This is a genomic window from Rhizobium tropici CIAT 899, assembly GCF_000330885.1.
GTDB lineage: Bacteria > Pseudomonadota > Alphaproteobacteria > Rhizobiales > Rhizobiaceae > Rhizobium > Rhizobium tropici.
On the sequence record NC_020062.1, the window covers coordinates 52,383 to 70,581 of the forward strand.

At 59.3% G+C, this 18,199-nt stretch carries 18 protein-coding genes and 2 pseudogenes; 8 read left to right on the top strand and 12 right to left on the bottom strand.

From position 1 onward, the window contains the following. Window positions 1-2 precede the first annotated feature (2 nt). Window positions 3-419, top strand: a complete 417-nt coding sequence (locus RTCIAT899_RS22415) for a DUF3830 family protein (RefSeq protein WP_015342083.1) — start codon at window positions 3-5, stop codon at window positions 417-419. A 353-nt stretch (window positions 420-772) separates the two neighbouring features. On the opposite strand, the gene RTCIAT899_RS22420 is transcribed toward RTCIAT899_RS22415, so the two are convergent. The 8 genes from RTCIAT899_RS22420 to RTCIAT899_RS22455 all read right to left on the bottom strand — a co-directional run bounded on the left by RTCIAT899_RS22420 (window position 773) and on the right by RTCIAT899_RS22455 (window position 9,310). Continuing rightward, window positions 773-1,498, bottom strand: coding sequence for a maleate cis-trans isomerase family protein (locus RTCIAT899_RS22420; RefSeq protein WP_015342085.1), 726 nt, complete (start codon window positions 1,496-1,498; stop codon window positions 773-775). Between the two features lie 25 nt (window positions 1,499-1,523). Then, window positions 1,524-2,954, bottom strand: a complete 1,431-nt coding sequence (locus RTCIAT899_RS22425) for an amidase (RefSeq protein WP_015342086.1) — start codon at window positions 2,952-2,954, stop codon at window positions 1,524-1,526. 12 nt (window positions 2,955-2,966) lie between these two features. After that, window positions 2,967-3,749: an aspartate/glutamate racemase family protein gene (locus RTCIAT899_RS22430; protein WP_015342087.1), complete on the bottom strand. Its 783-nt coding sequence runs from the start codon at window positions 3,747-3,749 to the stop codon at window positions 2,967-2,969. Beyond that, complete coding sequence (locus RTCIAT899_RS22435) at window positions 3,746-4,732, bottom strand: ABC transporter ATP-binding protein (protein WP_015342088.1); 987 nt, start codon at window positions 4,730-4,732, stop codon at window positions 3,746-3,748. Before RTCIAT899_RS22435 ends, RTCIAT899_RS22430 begins: the two co-directional genes overlap by 4 nt. Next, window positions 4,729-5,691, bottom strand: a complete 963-nt coding sequence (locus RTCIAT899_RS22440) for an ABC transporter ATP-binding protein (protein WP_015342089.1) — start codon at window positions 5,689-5,691, stop codon at window positions 4,729-4,731. The genes RTCIAT899_RS22435 and RTCIAT899_RS22440 overlap by 4 nt, the downstream gene beginning before the upstream one ends. Further along, on the bottom strand, window positions 5,688-6,563 hold the full coding sequence (locus RTCIAT899_RS22445; RefSeq protein ID WP_041678094.1) for an ABC transporter permease: 876 nt from the start codon (window positions 6,561-6,563) through the stop codon (window positions 5,688-5,690). Before RTCIAT899_RS22445 ends, RTCIAT899_RS22440 begins: the two co-directional genes overlap by 4 nt. Next, the gene (locus RTCIAT899_RS22450) at window positions 6,556-7,572 is read right to left on the bottom strand and encodes an ABC transporter permease (protein ID WP_041678303.1); all 1,017 of its coding nucleotides are present in this window, start codon (window positions 7,570-7,572) and stop codon (window positions 6,556-6,558) included. The genes RTCIAT899_RS22445 and RTCIAT899_RS22450 overlap by 8 nt, the downstream gene beginning before the upstream one ends. Window positions 7,573-7,669: 97 nt before the next feature. Beyond that, entirely contained in the window at window positions 7,670-9,310 is a 1,641-nt protein-coding gene (locus RTCIAT899_RS22455; protein WP_015342092.1) for an ABC transporter substrate-binding protein, read from the bottom strand. 237 nt (window positions 9,311-9,547) lie between these two features. Between RTCIAT899_RS22455 and RTCIAT899_RS22460 the strand changes: the two genes are divergently transcribed. Together RTCIAT899_RS22460 and RTCIAT899_RS33555 are read left to right on the top strand one after the other, a co-directional pair. Continuing rightward, window positions 9,548-10,267, top strand: coding sequence for a GntR family transcriptional regulator (locus RTCIAT899_RS22460; RefSeq protein WP_041678304.1), 720 nt, complete (start codon window positions 9,548-9,550; stop codon window positions 10,265-10,267). Beyond that, window positions 10,264-10,419: a hypothetical protein gene (locus RTCIAT899_RS33555; RefSeq protein WP_154660806.1), complete on the top strand. Its 156-nt coding sequence runs from the start codon at window positions 10,264-10,266 to the stop codon at window positions 10,417-10,419. The genes RTCIAT899_RS22460 and RTCIAT899_RS33555 overlap by 4 nt, the downstream gene beginning before the upstream one ends. On the opposite strand, the pseudogene RTCIAT899_RS22465 reads toward RTCIAT899_RS33555, so the two are convergent. Further along, window positions 10,395-10,846, bottom strand: a pseudogene (locus RTCIAT899_RS22465) (hypothetical protein). The gene RTCIAT899_RS33555 and the pseudogene RTCIAT899_RS22465 overlap by 25 nt on opposite strands. Before the next feature lie 90 nt (window positions 10,847-10,936). Then, window positions 10,937-11,299, bottom strand: a complete 363-nt coding sequence (locus RTCIAT899_RS22470; RefSeq protein ID WP_015342094.1) for a DoxX family protein — start codon at window positions 11,297-11,299, stop codon at window positions 10,937-10,939. 141 nt (window positions 11,300-11,440) lie between these two features. Here RTCIAT899_RS22470 and RTCIAT899_RS22475 point away from each other — a divergent pair, with 141 nt between their 5' ends. Next, complete coding sequence (locus RTCIAT899_RS22475) at window positions 11,441-12,019, top strand: TetR/AcrR family transcriptional regulator (protein WP_015342095.1); 579 nt, start codon at window positions 11,441-11,443, stop codon at window positions 12,017-12,019. A gap of 171 nt (window positions 12,020-12,190) precedes the next feature. On the opposite strand, the gene RTCIAT899_RS22480 is transcribed toward RTCIAT899_RS22475, so the two are convergent. Beyond that, on the bottom strand, window positions 12,191-13,624 hold the full coding sequence (locus tag RTCIAT899_RS22480) for an MFS transporter (protein WP_015342096.1): 1,434 nt from the start codon (window positions 13,622-13,624) through the stop codon (window positions 12,191-12,193). A 100-nt stretch (window positions 13,625-13,724) separates the two neighbouring features. Here RTCIAT899_RS22480 and RTCIAT899_RS22485 point away from each other — a divergent pair, with 100 nt between their 5' ends. Then, window positions 13,725-14,339, top strand: coding sequence for a TetR/AcrR family transcriptional regulator (locus tag RTCIAT899_RS22485; protein ID WP_015342097.1), 615 nt, complete (start codon window positions 13,725-13,727; stop codon window positions 14,337-14,339). A 42-nt stretch (window positions 14,340-14,381) separates the two neighbouring features. On the opposite strand, the gene RTCIAT899_RS22490 is transcribed toward RTCIAT899_RS22485, so the two are convergent. Then, a complete protein-coding gene (locus RTCIAT899_RS22490) occupies window positions 14,382-15,362 on the bottom strand; it encodes an AraC family transcriptional regulator (protein WP_015342098.1) in 981 nt (326 codons plus the stop codon). A gap of 99 nt (window positions 15,363-15,461) precedes the next feature. Here RTCIAT899_RS22490 and RTCIAT899_RS22495 point away from each other — a divergent pair, with 99 nt between their 5' ends. The 3 genes and pseudogenes from RTCIAT899_RS22495 to RTCIAT899_RS22505 all read left to right on the top strand — a co-directional run. After that, window positions 15,462-16,685, top strand: a complete 1,224-nt coding sequence (locus RTCIAT899_RS22495; protein ID WP_041678095.1) for an MFS transporter — start codon at window positions 15,462-15,464, stop codon at window positions 16,683-16,685. A 63-nt stretch (window positions 16,686-16,748) separates the two neighbouring features. After that, window positions 16,749-17,429 carry an IS6 family transposase gene (locus tag RTCIAT899_RS22500; protein WP_041678096.1) on the top strand — a complete coding sequence of 227 codons (681 nt, stop codon included), beginning with the start codon at window positions 16,749-16,751 and terminating at the stop codon, window positions 17,427-17,429. A gap of 66 nt (window positions 17,430-17,495) precedes the next feature. Further along, window positions 17,496-18,008 (top strand): annotated as a pseudogene (locus RTCIAT899_RS22505) (xanthine dehydrogenase family protein molybdopterin-binding subunit); the annotation flags it as partial. Between the last annotated feature and the right edge of the window lie 191 nt (window positions 18,009-18,199).

Here is an 18,199-nt window from a genome sequence, read left to right on the forward strand (position 1 = left end):
GAATGAAGCTGAAGATCACTGCCGGCCCGTTTGAATTCGATGCCATGCTGGAGACGGCGAAGGCGCCCAAGACCTGCGAGGCCTTCCTGAAGGAGATGCCTTTCGAAGGAAAAATCGTACACGTACGCTGGTCGGGTGAGGGCGTGTGGATTCCGCTCGGGGAGCGAGATTTCGGTGTATCTTACGAGAACCATACCAGCCACCCTGCCCCCGGCCAGATCATTCTTTATCCCGGCGGCATCAGCGAAACAGAAGTCCTGCTTGCCTATGGCGGCGTTGATTTCTCGTCAAAGATGGGGCAGCTCGCCGGAAATCATTTCATCACTGTCACATCCAATCTTGAGAAGCTTGCCGAGCTCGGTCGGCTCACTCTCTGGGAAGGAGCGCAAAAAATTCGGTTTGAAGCGGCCGACGGCTGATGCGCTGAAAATCATTGTGCACAGCCGTAGTTCCAGGTCACAGACATTAGTGGGGATTTGTGTTTAATGGCATGGGCCTTGCTTTTCCTGGTGACCAGCAGTCCATCCTTTCAGTTCCAGAAGAATTTTCGAAAATGTCACCCGACTTGGATTTTGAACTCGCAAAAAAAGCCGCGAAAGAGGCGTCTGAGCTTTCGTCCAAGCGGCCAAGTGTCAAGCGGATGTTCCTGGAGCTGAAATCGACAGGGCGCTCGCCGTTGGGCCCTTTGAAACGCGGCCGTGAACCCTGAATTTTGAGACTGTCTGGCGTCCGTATTTCCCGCTATTGACCTTGAACTCCAACCATGCCCCCGCTAGGGTCTGCCAGAGAACATCTTGCCAAAACCGGAAATGCGTGTGCGGTCGTACTCGACTGCCGACAAAGCACCGTAGATCGCCGTCGCCACGCTGTCATGGATCGCGATGTCGCAGGTCTTTTCAAGCTGATCGACGAGGGGGGCGCCGGCGAGATTGGTGCAGAAGACTGCGATCGAGTCCGGCTGCGCGGCTGCGAGATCGGCAACCATGCTGGTAATCACCTGGGGCGAAACCTGACTGAAGCTGAAGTTGTCTCTGATACCCAGATGCCTTTCGCAGATGATGTCTACACCTTCATTTGCGAAGGACTTCACGATCGCAGCCTGGACGTCGTCGGTATATGGGGAGACCAGTCCGATCCTGGTCTCATTTCGCTTACGCATTACGTCGAAGAGGGCAAGCACCGATGTCGACGCCTTCACGCCCGTTGCCTTGGTGATGCGTTCACACAAGCGACGATCGCTATCGAGGCCGAGCCAGCCGGCACTGGTGCCGTTCCAGACGATGACATCAACCTTGGCATCGGCAAGCAGTTCTGCAGCCGTCATCATCGGGCGGTCGTCGAACTGGCTGAGAAGCGCGGCGTCAAGCCCGATCGCGGTCACCCGGAACCGGGAGAAATGCGCCGTAACATCGGGCAGATTCTGAAGCATCTGCATTGTTACAGGTTCGAGAACGGTGTTGGAGGATGGCGTCAGCATCCCGATGCGAAGCGGTTTCACGGGTGTTTCCTGATTGTAAGTTTGATTATGCATGGATGGGTGGACGGCCAAGTTTCGGCAGAACGGCTTCAAAGGCTGCAGCCGCTGAAAGCACTTTCGCATCGCCGAGATGGGGACCGATGATTTGTAGGCCGACAGGCAGGCCATTGACGAGACCGCACGGTACGCTGGCAGCCGGCTGGCCGGTCAGGTTGAAGGGTGAGGTAAAGGGGCACCATTCGTAGGGAGCGATAGGCTTGCCGTCGATTGCGGCAGGACCGTCCTGGTCTTTTCCGAAGGCTGTGACAGAAAGCGTAGGCGTCAAAATGAAATCGCAGCCGCTCATCACCTTTGCTATTTCATCGACGAAGGCCTTACGGGCGGTGATGGCATCCGTGGCATCCTCGAAAGGCCGTGACTCGGCAAGCAGATCCGTGACCGCTTTAGAGACTGGAAGCGACTTCTCGGTGAGAAGTTTGCGCATGCCGTTCAGGTCGGTTTCGAGAGCGACCATGGCTTTGAACGTTGCGTGGACATCAATTCCAGGCGGAGCGCCGACCACCAATTCCAGTCCGCAGGCCTCGGCAACCAGCGCGACTGCCTTGTCCGTCGCGGCCTTCAGTGCCTGTTCGATCGCCCGGTCATGCCAGGTCGGCCAGTAGAGCACCTTCGCGCCGCGGGGTAGCGAGGCGATGCTGGTCCAGTCGAGATCAGCACAAGGTATGGACCAGCGGTCGCGAGGATCGGGACCGGCGATAACGGAGAGCATGAGCGCTGCGTCTGCAACGTCACGGGCGATGGGGCCGATATGCTCGATCGATTCCCAGCCCGAGACGCCTGGAAGCGAAATGTCGCGACATCCCGGCCACAGGGGTACGCGGCCCATCGCCGCCTTTATGCCGACCAGGCCGGACAGGGCTGCTGGCAGACGCACGGAGCCTCCGCCATCGCTGCCGATGGCGATCGGGCAGACACCGGCCGCTACGGCTGCCGCCGAGCCTGCGCTGGAGCCGCCTGGAGATCGTTCGGTGTTCCATGGATTGCCGGTGGCAGGAAACAGCAGATTGTTGCCATGCGCGCCAAAGCCGAACTCCGAGACATTCGTCTTTCCGAGAATGATGGCATCGGCCGCCCTCAGCCGTTCGACGACGATGTCATCGGCATCGGGGATATAGTCGGCATAAAGGTTGGATCCAAAGGTGGTTCGTATCCCTTTCGTCAGAACCAGATCCTTGATTGCCACCGGGACACCTGCAAGCGCGCCGACCGGTTCCCCGCGGGCGATCCTGTCATCGAGCGCGGCGGCCGTCGCATAGGCTTCCTCGCGAGCAAGCGTCGCGAAGGCATGGATTTCTGGTTCGACCTTGTCGAGTGCCGCGAAGGCGGCGTCCAGTATCTCGAGGGCGGAGACCGCGCCGGAAGAAACACGCGTCGCGATCTCACGGGCCGACAAGGTCGGGTATTCTTCGATAAGCATGGGGTCCTCCTGCTATGAAAGTTTTTCGTGCCGTTGCGATGCCGGGGACGTGCCTGCCAACAGCGAACGCTCGAGCGCTGGCGAAAGGCCGATGGATGGTTTCGGGTCCGGGCGGCGAAAGCTGCCGGCGGACGCCTTTTTCGAATTGAGGATAACGAGAAGCTCGGCCTGCTTGACGGCGGCGACGACGGATTCCACCACCGGCACCGGAATTCGGTCGCGGACGCGTGCCGCAAGGCCGGCGAGTGGCGCACCGGCAAGGATGATGGCGTCGGCGCCATCGTCTTCAATGGCCCTGCGCGCCAGCTCGATCAGCAGCCCTTCCTTCTCGTCTTGTACATTGGCCAGCGATGCGAATGGTCCGTCGAGAAGCCGGATGCTCGCCAGCCTGTCGAGCAGGCCGTGTATTGCCACGCATTCGCGAAACCACGGTCCGAGCGCGCGCGAAAAGGACACGATCGAGAAGCGCTGGCCGAGCATGCAGGCGCTAAGCATGGCGGCTTCGGCAAGGCCGATCACCGGCACCGGCATCAATTCCCGTGCGCCGCCGAGGCCCGGATCGCCGAACGCGGCGACGATGGCGACATCGAAGGTGCCTTCCCGTTCCGCCAGGACATCCAGAACAATGCCCGATGCGATCGCGGCTTCCGCCCGTGTGGCGATATAGGGAACGCCACGGGGCGCGGTCACGGGAATGAGCGTCGATCCGGCTGAGAGGAAGGGGCTTGCTGCCTGGACCAGAAGGTCCGTTACGTCAGTCGATGTGTTGGGGTTGAGGAGCAGAATTCGGGTCATGATGGATCGCCTTCAGCCGCGCGATGACAAGCCACCAGATTGCCGTCGCTGCCTGGTGTCAGGGTCGGCATGGACTGCGTGCAGACCGGGAGTTCCACCGGGCAGCGACCGGCGAAGCGGCATGCGTTCGGGTTCGGATCGATCGGGCTGGAGGCCGAACCTTCGAGCTTTGTGCGCGCGGAATTCTTCCGTTCTGGATCAGGAATGGCATCGATCAGCGCCCGGGTGTAGGGATGGCGCGGCTTGAAGTAGACGGATTTTGAGGGGCCGAATTCGACGATTCGTCCGAGATACATAACCGCGATCTTGTCGCAGAGAAGCCGGACGACGTTGAGATCATGCGACACGAAGAGATAGCTCATGTTTCGCTGCTTCTGCAGTTTCGACAGGAGATTGAGAATGAGCGACTGAACGGAAACATCGAGTGCCGATGTCGGTTCGTCGAGAACGAGAAGCTTCGGATTGACGGCGATTGCCCGCGCGATGCCGACGCGGGCCTTCTGGCCGCCCGACAGCTGGTGCGGATAGCGGCTGCCATATTCGCGCGGCAGGCCGACATCGTCCAATGCCGCAAGCACCCTGTCGGCAATCTCCTCGCCGGTTCCACCGACCAGGCGCTTCAAAGGATCGGCGATCGCCTGAAATACAGTGAAGCCCGGATTGAGGCTTTCCGTCGGATCCTGAAATACGACCTGGATGTCCCGTCGCAGAGGCGATCCGCCGAACGCCTTTGCCGGCATTTTCCCGACCTCGACGCCGGAGAGCCTTATCTCGCCCTCCGTCGGATCAACCAGGCGGGCGAGCACCCGGGCGAGCGTCGACTTTCCACAACCAGATTCACCGACAAGGCCGATGCACTCGCCTTCAGAGATTGTCAGACTAACGTGGTCGACGGCATGAAGCATTTTCCGGCGGAAGGTGCCGACCGGGTAGCGCTTTGACAGGCCGTCGATTTCAACGAGTGGTAAGGAAGGAGCGCTCATAGCGGGTGCCTGCAGCGGACGGAGTGATCACCATCGATCGGGCGAAGCGGGATCGGCGCGGTTTGGCAGGCCGGCTGTCGCCGGTCGCAGCGATGCAGGAATCTGCACGGTGGAAGCTCGCCCCGCAGATCGGGCAGGCTCCCTGGGATTGACGCCAGGTGCTCGAGTTCCGACTCGGCCGTCGGCGTCGCTGCAAAAAGCCCTTTTGTATAGGGGTGGGCGAAATTCGAGCGCAGTTCATCGGCCGGCGCGACTTCCACAATATGGCCAGCATGCATCACCGCGATACGGTCGCAATATTCCCCGGCGAGGGCAAGGTCATGGGTGATCAGGATGGCCGACATTCTGGTTTCCAGGACAAGTTCGCGGATCAGATCCATGACAACCGCCTGGGTCGTGACGTCGAGTCCCGTTGTTGGCTCGTCGGCGATCAGCAATGAAGGAGAGCATGACAGCGCCATGGCGATCATCACGCGCTGGCACATACCGCCGGACAGTTCGAAGGGATAGGCTTCATAGCGTCGCTCGGGATCGGGAATGCGGACACGGGCAAGCGCGGCAATGGCGGCTGCCCTGGCGTTCGCCCTGGAAACTGGGCCGTGCCGCCTCAGCACATCCTCGATCTGCCGCCCGACGCGCATGATCGGGTTGAGAGCGGTGCGCGGACTTTGGAAGATCATCGATAGTTCGCGACCGCGAATGGATGCGAGCGGCGAGGCCGGGCCGGCCAGATCGATCCCCCCGAATTCTATCCTGTCCGCCTTGATCTCGGCACTGTCGTCAAGCAAGCCCATCAGGGCGTAGGAAAGCACGGACTTGCCCGATCCGCTTTCGCCGACGATCCCGAGGATCTCTCCCTTTGGAAGGGAGAAGTTGATATCGTTCAGAACCTTTACGGTACCGGACCGGGTCCGGAAGTCGACGTTCAGGTTCTCCACGGAGAGCAAGGGTACGCTCATGTCCGCCTCCTCGGGTCGATAATATCTCTCAGGCCGTCGCCGATCAGGTTGAAACAGAAGACGGTGATGACTAGTGCCGCACCGGGGAAGACGAAGGTCCACCACTCGCCGGAGAAGATGTATGAGGCACCTTCCGAGACCATGATCCCCCATTCCGGCGTCGGCGGACGGACACCCAGGCCGATGAAGGAAAGACCAGCCGCGTTGAGGATCGCCCAGCCGAGGTTGAGGGATCCCTGGACCATCATGGTCGGCAGGATATTCGGCACGATGTGGAATGCCAGCAGCTGGAACGGCCGGTTGCCGCCCATTCTCGCCGCCTCGACGAAGGTCATGTCGCGGCGGACATTGACCTCGCTCCGGGCGAAGCGGCTATAGAACGGCAGGTTGATGATGGCTGTCGCCAGGACGATGTTCTCGACGCTGTTGCCCAATGCCGCAACGATGCCCATCGCCAGGACGAAGAGCGGGAACGCCATGATCGTATCCATGAAACGGCCGATGATGGCATCCGTCCAGCCGCCGAAATAGCCGGCAATCGCGCCGGTCGCCGTGCCGAAGATGAAAGACAGGGCGACTGCGCCGATGGCCATGCCGATGTCGAGCCGCGTGGCGACGGCAACGCGGCTGAGGATGTCGCGGCCGAGCGCATCGGTTCCGAACGGATGCGCCAGGCTCGGCGCCTTCAGGGCTGTGGCCGAATCCACCGCCAGCGGATCGTAGGGGACGAGCCAGGGTGCGAGCAGCGAAACGACGACAAACAGCAGCAGGATCAGCGCTGCGGCCAGCGTCAGCTTGTTCTCGCCCGCCATGTGCCGGGCATCCCCCCAGAAGGTGCTGGCCTGCATGTTAGATGAGGTAGTGTCAGCCATCGTAGCGAACCCTCGGATCGATCGCGGCCGCCGCAAGGTCGACCACGAGGTTGAGGAGGATGTAGAGGATTGCCATCATCAGCACGAACCCCTGGACAGCGGCGTAATCCGAGGTGATGACGGCGTTGACGGCATAGGCGCCGATCCCTGGCCAAGCGAAGACCTGCTCGACTAGAACATTGGCGCCGAGCAGGAAGGAAAAAACCATGCCGAGGATATTGACGACGGGCAGCATCGCATTGCGCAGGCCGTATCCGTAGACGATCCTGGCTCGAGAAAGCCCCATGGCACGCGCAGTGCGACAGAAATCGCTGGAGAGCGAGGCCAACATGGAGGCGCGGGCGATGCGAGCGATCGGCGCCAGCGCGAACAGGCCGAGTGAGATCGATGGCAGCATCAGCTGGGACAGGGAGGCCCAGAAGGCCTGGATGTCGCCGGCGAGCAGCGTGTCGATAAGGTAAAGCCCGGTCACTGTCGGCGGTATCGAGAAGTAGGTGTCATTCAGGCGGCCAAGAGGTTCCGGCGCGATACCGAGCCTGAAGTAGAAGACATAGACCAGTCCCAGGGCGACGAAGAAGGTCGGGAAGGCCGCACCGACCGAGACGATGATGCGACAGAGGTGGTCGATCGCCTTTCCCGGGCGCGTCGCGGCCGCGATGCCGAGCGGCAATCCGATGAGCATTGCGAAGACAAGCGCGCAGAGCGTCAGTTCGATCGATACCGGCAGCCGCGTCACAAGGTCTTGAAACACCGGCTGGCCGCTGGAAAGCGAAGTGCCGAGATCGCCGTGCAGAAGGCGTGAGGTATAGTCGCCGAATTGAAACCAGAGCGACCTGTCGAGCCCGAGCGCGTTGCGGATCTGGGCAATGCTTTCGGGCGTAGCGGACGATCCGGCATAATAGGCGGCGGCGTCGCCGGGCAGCGCCCGCGCCAACAAGAATGTGACGACGACCACGCCGATGATGCTCGGGATCGCGGTCGCGATCCGCTTTGCAAAACTCAGGGCCATTTTCATGAACTCAGTCTCCGCACGTCACGTCTCCAAGCGATTGGCCGATCCGGGGGTGAATGCCGGGGCGCGGTTCAGGCCGCCCCCGACTTCCCTGCTATTCCTTCGAGATCGACCTGAGGTCGAGATGCGTGTGGAACCAGTAGACGTAACCCTTGACGTTCTTCTGCATCGCGATGTCCGAATAGAGATGGGCGACGGGCACGCGCGGCACGTCATCCATGGCAATGGTGTTCATCTTGGTGATGATCGCATCGTAGGCGGTCGGATCGCTTTCGAAGCGCGCCTGTTCGATCAGCTTGTCAAGTTCCGGATTGGAGTAGTTCGCCGTATTGAACACGCTGTTGTTCTTGCCGTCATAGGTCCAGAAATAGAAGTATTCTGGATAGTCCAGCCAGCCGTAGAAGTAGTTGATATCCATCGGCATGCTCTTCGAGCCCATCTTGGCGAACCATTCGGAGCCGGGCACCTTGTGGATCTCGATGGAGATGCCGATCTTCTTCAACTGCTCCTGGATTAGCAGTGCCATCGGCTCCTGAACCGTCGTCTGGCTCATGTCTATGTAAAGGTCGGACTTGAAGCCGTCGGCATAGCCGGCATCCTTCAGCAGCGCCTTGGCCTTGTCGAGGTCGGTATTGTATTTGGAAGCCACCGGCCACTTCGGTGGGAAGGGCGTTGTCGGGTCGGCACCGAAGAGCGGCCTGCCGCGTTCGTAGAGCGCCTGCTTCATGATGCTGTCATAGGGAAGAGCATAGGCGATTGCCTGGCGGACGCGCTTGTCGTCGAAAGGCTTCATCGTGACGTTGAGGTCGACGTTGAATTGCTCATTCTGCATCAGCGTGCCAATGACGTTGACCTTGCCGGCGGCGGCAAGCTCGGCATAGTCCTTCGGCGGCAGTCCGACGGAGACGTCGACGTCTCCTTTTTCGAGCAGGGCGCGGCGGGTTCCCGGAGAGGTGATTTCGCGAAGGACGACGCGCTTCAGCGCCGGCGTGGGGCCGGACTTCCAGTTGTCGAACCGGTCGAAAACGATCCGGTCGCCGCTCTTCCAGCTGCCGACCTTGAACGGGCCGCCGCCGGCATCGTTCAACGAGGTCCATTTCAGCGCCCAGGGGTCGTCAGTTGTCGCATGCTGCAGGGCAAGCTTCTTGTTGACGACGTAGGGAACGGGAACAGCCAGATCCGGCAGGGTCAGCTTATCGGCTACGGGGAGAGTAATCTTGAAAGTATGAGCATCAACGACGGAGAATTGCTTCGGATCGGTCAGGGAGCCGGCTGCCATCTGAACCGTTGGAAAGCCGCCGACCGAAACGGCGCGGTCGAAGGACCATTTCACGTCGTCAGCCGTAACGGGGGAGCCATCGTGGAAGGTGGCGTCTTCACGTAGATGAAAGATCAGGGTCTTGCCGCCATCCTGGACCTCCCAGCTCTTTGCCAACTCGGGCTCGATCTTGGTTGCGTCGTACATCACCTTGCCATCGGGCAGCGTCTTGGTACCGTGGGTGATCAGTCGGTCATAGATCTGCCAAGAGGTCATCTGGCTGAATTCGTTTGCGGCCGGCGCCATGGCATCGAGCGAGTTTGGGCCATGCTCGGCGACTTCGATCAGGACGTCTTTCGGTGTTTCTGCGTGAGCGGAGCTGTGAAGCAGACCAAGCGACAGGGTCGCTGCGATCAGGAGGGATGTTTGGGAGCGGTAGGCTTGCATGCGAGCGATCGCGGATTTGCTTTTGGCCATGTTGGCGAAACCTTCTGCTGATGTGGCGGACAAGACATGACGTGCAAGCAGTATGCCAAGTCATAAATATCTGAAAATATTATATATCTTTACGAAGTGCATTATTTATGTAATTATCTCCATGCATTTAATATGGTCAGGATGCTTTAATTTTAGCCATTAAACTGACTTGCCTAATTGCTGCTCAATTGGATATCAGTGAGGCCAAGTGGGACAATCATGCTCAAGGAAACGGCCATGGACGAAGAAGACGATCCGATGACGGCAGCACCTTATGCGGTGGCCATAAAGCGCGCCTCGCTGCATCATCACGTAGTCGACAAGCTGCGTGAGATGGTCAGCCGGGGCGACCTGCCTGCCGGTGAGAGACTGAACGAAGTCGCTCTCGCCCAGGCGATTGGCGTTTCGCGAACACCCATGCGCGAGGCCGTGAAATTGCTTGCCTCCGAGGGCTTGCTTGAACTTCTGCCAGGTCGCGGTGCCCGGGTCCGGCAGTATTCGGCGGAGGAGCTGATGGATGTGTTCGACGTCCTCGGTGCACTCGAGCGACATGCCATCGAGATCGCGGTCTCCAGAATGAAGCCGAAGGCGCTCGCGGAGATCGAACGCCTGCATGATCAGATGGGCGAAGCCTATGCGAAGCGTAATCAGAAGGCCTATTTCAAGGCGAACCAGAAGCTTCATGCGCTGATTGTCGAACTAGCGGCTAACCCAGCGCTGACAGCTACGCATATGACCATGACCAAGCAATCGGTCCACAACAGACATGAAACATTGATGTCGGAGCAGCGATGGAAGGAGTCCGTTGCTGAACACCAGGCGATCTTCGATGCCATCGTGAAAGGAGACGCATCGCAGGCGGGACTTCTGATGTTGGATCACAGCCGTAAAACCGGGGCTGCCGTTGTCGAGGCTGCCCGCGCAGCAAATGAGATCAGAGTAGGAAGTGGTCGATGAATGTGTTTGATCTCGTCATCAAGAACGGCATGGTGGCAACGGCCTCCGATGTCTACGATGCCGATGTTGGAATAAAGGTATCGCCAAGTTGTTTGAAGCAAGTTTCTGCTGAGCGGTTGGATCGAGATCAAGCGGTCATTTCTTCGGTATAGTCATACCATAGGGCGAACGCATCCGTCCTGGCGTGACGGCAAGACGCGGCGTTGATTTTGTGGCGGCGGGGGCGGAAGATCAGATTGATCTGGTCGTGGGTAGCAAGGAATCTCTGTGCTTGCCGGGGTGACCTGAACTGCCCGAATATCTTCTGTCGCTTTCGTGTCGTGATCACGACCTCGTCGACGCGCCACTCGTCGCGAGGCGCAGGCCGATCTCGCCGAACACAATCTGCGAAATGCCGCCGAAACGATTGACCCAAAGCCGGATTGCTTCCCGGCTGACAATGACACCGCGTTCGGCGAGCAGGTCTTCCACGTCGGCGGTGCTGAGCGCAAAGCGATGATAAGCCCACACCGCATAGGCGATGATTTCACGGGCAAAGCGAAAGCCTTTCAGACGCGGCATTTGATACGGGATATTCATCCAGCTCGAATAGCCCACGCAGAAAGATCAAACAATTTGGCAATACCCATGCAGGCTCTCAGGGTGATGAACTCTTGTGGTGCCGGATGCTCAAACATGGCCGCTGACACCGGCCAGCATCAACAACAGCAGGAACAGCATTGGCGGCGGGAGTTCTCGATAGTTCCGGATGCGAACAATAGCCGCGATCGCTGCGAGCATGATGCAGGTGCCCAAGGCGACGCCGATGTATCGGCTGCCAGCTGTAACCAGCAGCACTGCGGTCAGGAGTTCGAGCGCGCCAGTGACCCAGCACCACCAGAATGGAAAGCCAAGCTGCACAAAGCCTGCGCGGACTTTTGAATGGCCGCTCATGTTGACCATGGCCCCGACGAGAAACGCTGCTGCAGACAGCCAAATGAGGACTATGTTGACCACCGTTGTGCCCGTGAAAATTTGGACTGGAAGATCCATCGCTATTCTCTTCTCCAGCGAACCACGTCGCAGTGATTTCCTATAGCAAGATCATTTAATCTAGCATCGCTAGTTTGTCAATCGACGTTCTTTTTGATAACCTTAGCATCGAGAAATCGTGCATGAAGACGAGGAGACCACGTGGGTATCAGTGAACGCAAAGCCCGGGAAAGGGAGGAACGCGGTCGCAGGATCGTTGTCGCTGCGAGGACGATCGCCGAGCGGGACGGCTGGGCTTCGGTCACGATCCGGCGTCTCGCCGACGAGATAGAATACAGCCAGCCGGTTCTCTATTCGCATTTCCACAATCGCGATGAAATCGTCGGCGCAGTCGCGCTCGAAGGGTTTGGCGAGTTGGCCGGAATCCTCCGCGACGCAATCCGGCCGTCGTCCACGCCCGCAGAGGCAATAGAAGGCGTGGCGACCGCCTATCTCGATTTCGCCTTCGCCCGACCGGCAATGTACGAGGCGATGTTTATCCTTCCCACCGGTCTGCGCTTCGCCAGATCCGATACGCCAACGCAGCTCAGGGAGGGCTTCGGAGCCATGGCGACGGTGATCGCGCCCTTCGCCCGGGATGTGGATACCGCCACGGAAACTTTCTGGGCGGCGCTCCACGGATTGGCGGAGCTTGAGCGCCACGGCAGAATAAGGCCCGCCTTCCGGTCTCAGCGCATCACCCTCATCATGCGGATGGTGTCGGGCCAGCTCCAACGATAAATGCTGCGAGTAAAGGGATGCCGTAGCAGGGAGCAGGAGTTGGACGAAGGGCCTCAATCTTCGGAATTTGTTCACTGCCGATAGGGGCATGATTTACTGAAATTCTACGGCTTTGCCTTGGGCGTATCGATATCTAAATCGAAGATGGATAGCTCCGTCATCTATCAGTCGTTACTGCGACTGCCGCGGGCAGAACAACATTGCGACGGCAATAGCCGTGGCGATGACACCGCCCGCCGCGCAAAGCCAAAAGGCGAGACGAACACCGCTCGCCATGTCGCCGGCAGATACCTTGTCTCCTGCGAAACCGGCATAGGCATTGGCAAAACCAACGAGGACAGCAAGGCCAACAGCGTTGCCGATGTTCATCGTGGTCGACGCCATTCCTGATGCAACGCCCTGTTCGCGATCCGGCACTCCGGAACCGGCGATGATCCACATTGCCGTCCATACGACGCCCTGACCAATTCCCGAAACGAGCAGACCCGGAATGATGGCCGCATAGCTGCTTTCGGGCCACGCCCCGGTCACCATGATGACTGTGCCCGCCGCCCCTACCAGCATTCCCGCAATCAATGTCGATCGTGCCGAAAAGCGTGATGCATAACGCTCGCCGATTTGCGTGCCGGCAGCAATGGCAAGCGAGGGAACGAGGAAGGCAAGGCCCGTCTCCGAGGCCGTGAAGTGATGGATATCCTGAAACAGCACCGTCAGAAAATACGGCAGGGCTCCAAACGTACCCATGTAGAGAAAGGTGATGGCCATGCTCGTTACGAGCATGCGATTGCCAAACAGCCTGAGAGGCATCAATGGATCGCGACTTTTAGACTCAATGATCATGAATGCCAGCAACAGAAGCGCCGAGAAACCAAAGGCCCAGAGAATTGGCGCGGCATTCCAGCCGAACACCGGCCCCTGGACGAGTGCGAACACCAGCAGAGTGGCGCCCGCAGTAACCGTCAGTGCTCCCGACAAGTCGAAGGAGCGGCCATGAGACATACGAGGATCTCGCGGGATGACGAAGAAGGCTGCGATGATCGCAATCAAAGCGAGGACGACATTGACGAAAAACACCGATGGCCAGCCAAAAGCGCTCGTTAGGAAGCCGCCGGCAAGTGATCCGATCGTAAGACCGCTGGCGCCCGCCCCGCCCCAGACCGCCAGAGCACGGTTTCGCGCAGCCCCTTCCGCAAACAGCCGGTTGACGAGCGAAAGCGTGGCCGGAAAGAGAAAAGCGCCGCCAATGCCTTGGACGGCTCGCGCTGCGATGATGACTGCGGGCTCCCAGGCCAATCCCCCCACCAGTGAGGATATCGCATAGAGCCCGAGCGCCGTGATGAACAATCGGCGTTGGCCGATGAGGTCTGCCGCACGCCCGCCGAAGAGCAGAAAACCGCCGCAGAAGACTGTATAGGCGCTGACGACCCATTGCAGCGTCTGACCGGAAAAGTTGAGACCCTCGCCGATTTTGGGCAAGGCGACGAAGACGATGTTGATATCGAGCGAGATGATCAACTGTGCGAATGCGAGGAGCGCCAGTGCAGCCGCTCGGTTGAAATTCGCCGCGCCTGCCCCGACTGATGGTCTTTCCGCAATGTGGTCCATTTATCCTCTCCGTCCATTCTTTGTCGATCAACAAATAATGTTAAGCTTGCATAGCCGAGTCAAGGTGATTATTTGTTGAATGACAAAGATTGAGGTAAGCATGGCAGGACGGCCGCGGGAATTTGATCGTGATGAGGCGTTGGCCAAAGCCCGCGACCTCTTCTGGGAGCGAGGCTACGAAGGCGTCTCGATGGCCGACCTCGTCGACGCCATGGGCATAGCGTCGGCGCGCATCTATGCCGCTTTCGAATCGAAAGAGGCGCTGTTCCAGGAAGCGGTCATGCTGTACGCCTCCGGCGAGGGCGGATTTGCCACCCGTGCTTTGGCTGAGGAATCGACTATTCTCGATGCCTTCGAGCGGCTTCTGCGGGATGCGATCCTGCTCTACACGCGTCCAAATCACCCGCACGGCTGCATGATCGTGATGGCGGCCACCAACTATACGATCAATAACCAGGCTGTTCGCACGCGGCTCGGCCGATATCGGCGGGACCGCGCTGCGTCCCTATACGAGCGTCTGAAAATGGCATCGGAGGCCGGCGAGTTGAAACCTGATGCCGACCCTCGCGCGCTGGCGGAATTCTACGCCGCTTTTCTTCACGGCCTATCGGTGCAGGCGGCCGACGGCGTACCAAGAGACATGCTTCTGTCTACATTGTCTCCCGCGCTGTTGCCGTTGAAGAGCGCGTTATTGGCCAAGGCTGACGATCTCTGAACCGATTGTCGCCGGCGTTGCACATTCTCGATGGTGAGAGCTTCAATCCACAGGGTGCGAATTCGTTTCAGCTCCGCTGCTATTGCGGAACTGGCTCGGTGGCGCACCGATAATGCGCTTGAAGGCACGGCTGAACGATGCTTCGGCGTCGTAGCCCAATCTCTGCGCAACCACGGATACACGCATTCCGCCACGCAGCCATTGAAGAGCTTGATACATGCGCACCCTCGCCACGTAGCGCGCCGGCGTCTCGCCCACGACTTTCAGGAATCGCTCTGCGAAACCCGACCGCGAGATGCCCATCAGGTTCGCCAGTGCCGCCAAGCTCCAGTCACGGTCCGGCTCGAGGTGAATTGCAGCCAGCACCCGGCCGATTTCGGGGTTGCGCACCGCGGCAATCCAGCCGGTGGTATCGCCACAGCCATGTTCGACCCATGTCCTGATCAATGTTGCGGTCAAGACATCCGCAAGCCTTGCAAGTATGCCTCCCGCGCCGACCCGATCCATCTGGACTTCGCGCGTCATGGCATCGAGCAAATGCGGAATGGCCGGCTCGTTCTTGGCAAGATCGCTGGTGAGCATGGTGTCGGGCATCAACCGCAGCAGTGGATGAAGGTTGTCGATATTGAAGCGCATCGCCGCGGTCAAAGCCACCGTTCCCCCACACGCATCCTGGCACTGGAGATCGAAGACATCCCGGCAGACTTCCTTGCGGTCAAATTGCTCGAAAGGCACCGGCGGAATGCCCGGCTCGCTCGCGATCACATGCGCGTTGCCACGCGGCAGAAGCGCGGCGTCTCCGGGTCCCAACTGAAGCCAATCGCCTGACGGCGCCTGAAGCCACGCGGAACCGGACGAAATGAAATGCAATCTCGCCGACGGCTGCGACGCAAAATAGGTCGCCCACGGCTCCGAGAGCCGGCAGCGCCCATATTCAACGCCATCAAGCCGCAAGCCCCTCAGCATCTCGCTCAGGGCGTCATGAGTCTCGCCGGCATTATCTTTGGACGAATAGTCAAGCATCTCGGATTTCCTAGCATGGAAAGTACAGACTGTCACCACTACCTTTCGCTGGATGGCATCAACAGTACGCCAAGACATCTTAGTATAGGACCGCCCGCCATGGCAGACAGCGATTTCAAGCCAATTTCATCTCCTCATAGCCAGCCGACGGCAGAGACATCCCAACGACCCAGATGGGATGCCGTCGTCGCCCTGGCTCTCGGCGTGTTCGGCCTCGTTACGGCGGAATTTCTGCCTGCCAGTCTCCTAACCCCAATCTCTTCCGACCTAGGTCTCTCTGCCGGGGAAACCGGCCAAACAGTCACGGTAACGGCTGTCGTCGCTGCATTTGCAGGCCCAGGTATCGTCATAGCCACTCGAAGTTTCGACCGACGCCGTGTGCTCTTTGGCCTGACCGCTCTTCTGATTCTTTCCTGCGTTCTGGCGGCAACCGCCAACAATTTGATTTCGCTCCTAGTATCACGAGTTCTGCTTGGTGTCGGGCTCGGCGGTTTCTGGGCAATGGCCGGCGCGCTTGCAATGCGGCTGGTCCCGATTGAACATCTCCCCCGGGCGATGGCGATGATCTTTACAGGCGTCTCCCTCGCCACCGTCACGGCAGCCCCGCTCGGCTCCTATGTGGGGTCGACCCTTGGATGGAGAGCTTCCTTTGTTCTGGCCGGAGCTGTCGGCGTGCTTGCATTTATTGCCCAGGCTGTCACCGTGCCGTCATTGCCGCCAGCCGGTCACGCAGGTTTGTCAACGCTCGGCGCCGTTTCGACGCGGCCTAAGATCCGGGTGGGGCTGATCACGACACTTCTCATCGTTTCAGGCCATTTTGCCGGCTTCACTTATATCCGCCCCTATCTGGAAGGTATCGCCCACCTCAAGGTCGAGATGGTGTCGCTGGTGCTCCTCGCCTACGGCGTCAGTGGTTTCTTCGGCAATATTGTCGGTGGCATGATCGCGGAGCGGAGCTCTACTGTTGGCACCGTCTTCTCATCGAGCCTGATTGCCGTTGCCGCCGCCATCTTCGTAACCGTCGGCGCCTCCGAGCTCGCAGCGATTGTCGGAGTTGCCATTTGGGGTTTCGCCTTCGGCGCATTTCCCGTCTCCATACAGAGCTACATCACGCGTGCTGCTCCCGACGAAGCTGAAAGCGCAGGAGCATTGCTTCTGACCGCTTTCCAGGTCGCTATTTCGAGCGGAGCGGTCCTGGGCGGCATATTGATCGACCTGCAGGGGCCGCTGGGCGTCATGTCGTTCCTTGGCGCCGCATGCTTTGCGGGAACCATCGTGATGGCGGCGCGAGGCGGCAAGCAGACCGCGCTCGCTCAAAGCTGACGGGCGAGATCACAGAGCAATACTTCCTAAAAAGGTCCGTATACAAAAGGCCAGGCCGGATACATTAGAGACCGCGGCGCCTTGAGCATCATCGCCCATGCGGTCTGGCTTTATTTCCGCTTCCCGCTCAGCCTGCGGCTGGCCGAGGAAATGCTGCTGGAGCGCGGCATTGTCGTATCCTATGAAACGATCAGGCGATGGGGCCGGAAATTCGGGGCAGCATATACGAAGCGATTGCGCAGAAAGAAGCCGTCTGGAAAGGCTGTCTGGCACCTGGATGAGGTGGTGATTTCTATCGGCGGCCGCAAGCACTGGCTTTGGCGAGCCGTTGACCAGGACGGTTATGTTCTCGACGAAATCGTCCAGACCCGCCGTGATACGAAGGCGGCCAAGCGGTTGCTGATCAGGCTGATGAAGAAGCAAGGCCTGTCCCCCAAGCGCATCGTCACCGACAAACTGCGCTCATACGGGGCGGCCAGGCGCGATGTGATGCCTGCTGTCGAACATCGATCGCACAAAGGCCTGAACAATCGCGCAGAGAATTCTCATGTGCCGCTGCGAAAACGAGAACGGATGATGCGGGGCTTCAGATCCGTCGGCTGTCTGCAACGATTCATCTCCGTATTTTCAGCGGTCAGAAATCTTTTCGTACCGCCGCATCAGAAACGCTCAGCCCTGGCCACCAACATTCATCGCATCCGAGCAATGGCGCAGTGGAAGGTCGTGACCGGCACGGCGGCATGAGATCTGCGGCATGAGATCTAATGAAGGCGCTTCATGCGCCCTCAGCCCAACAACGCGACAACGCCTGAGGCAATTCTGCGCCGTGCCGGACGCAGCGAGCTCATCTGTCAGGCCGAAGCGCGCCCACCCGCGGAGATGGAGGCTTTTTCCATGCATTCCTACGGTGCGCAATTTTGCGAGGTGCGAGTAAGCGAGATCACGGGAGAAATTCGAGTATCCCGTTTCCTCGGCTCATTCGACGCGGGCCGCATCCTGAATTCCAAGACTGCGATCAGCCAGTTCAAGGGCGGGATTGTCATGGGAATTGGGCTTGCATTGACAGAACAGACGAATTTCGACGAGCGGACGGGCCGCATTATCAACGCGTCACTCGCCGAATATCATGTGCCGGTTCGGATGGATGCGCCGCGGATCGACGTAATCTACACCGATGCAGTTGACCCGCAGGCCCCAATGGGAGCGCGCGGAATCGGCGAGATCGGCACTACTGGAACCGCAGCGGCCATCGCCAATGCAGTCTTTAATGCGACAGGCAAACGGGTTCGTACTTTGCCGATCACACTCGATAAGGTGATCTAGGACGCGGTAAATCAAAGCCGGAAGATGGCGGCTGCGGCGATGCATATGGCTGAGAAGCAGGTGTGCCACATCGGTCCTAGCGCGCGATGCGCGCCGGTCTGTTGATTGATCCAGCTGGCCGCGGTACTTAATCCTTCTGGCACGCGCGCCGCGGAGCTGATCGGGCTGTCCTTTGAACTTATGGCAAATTC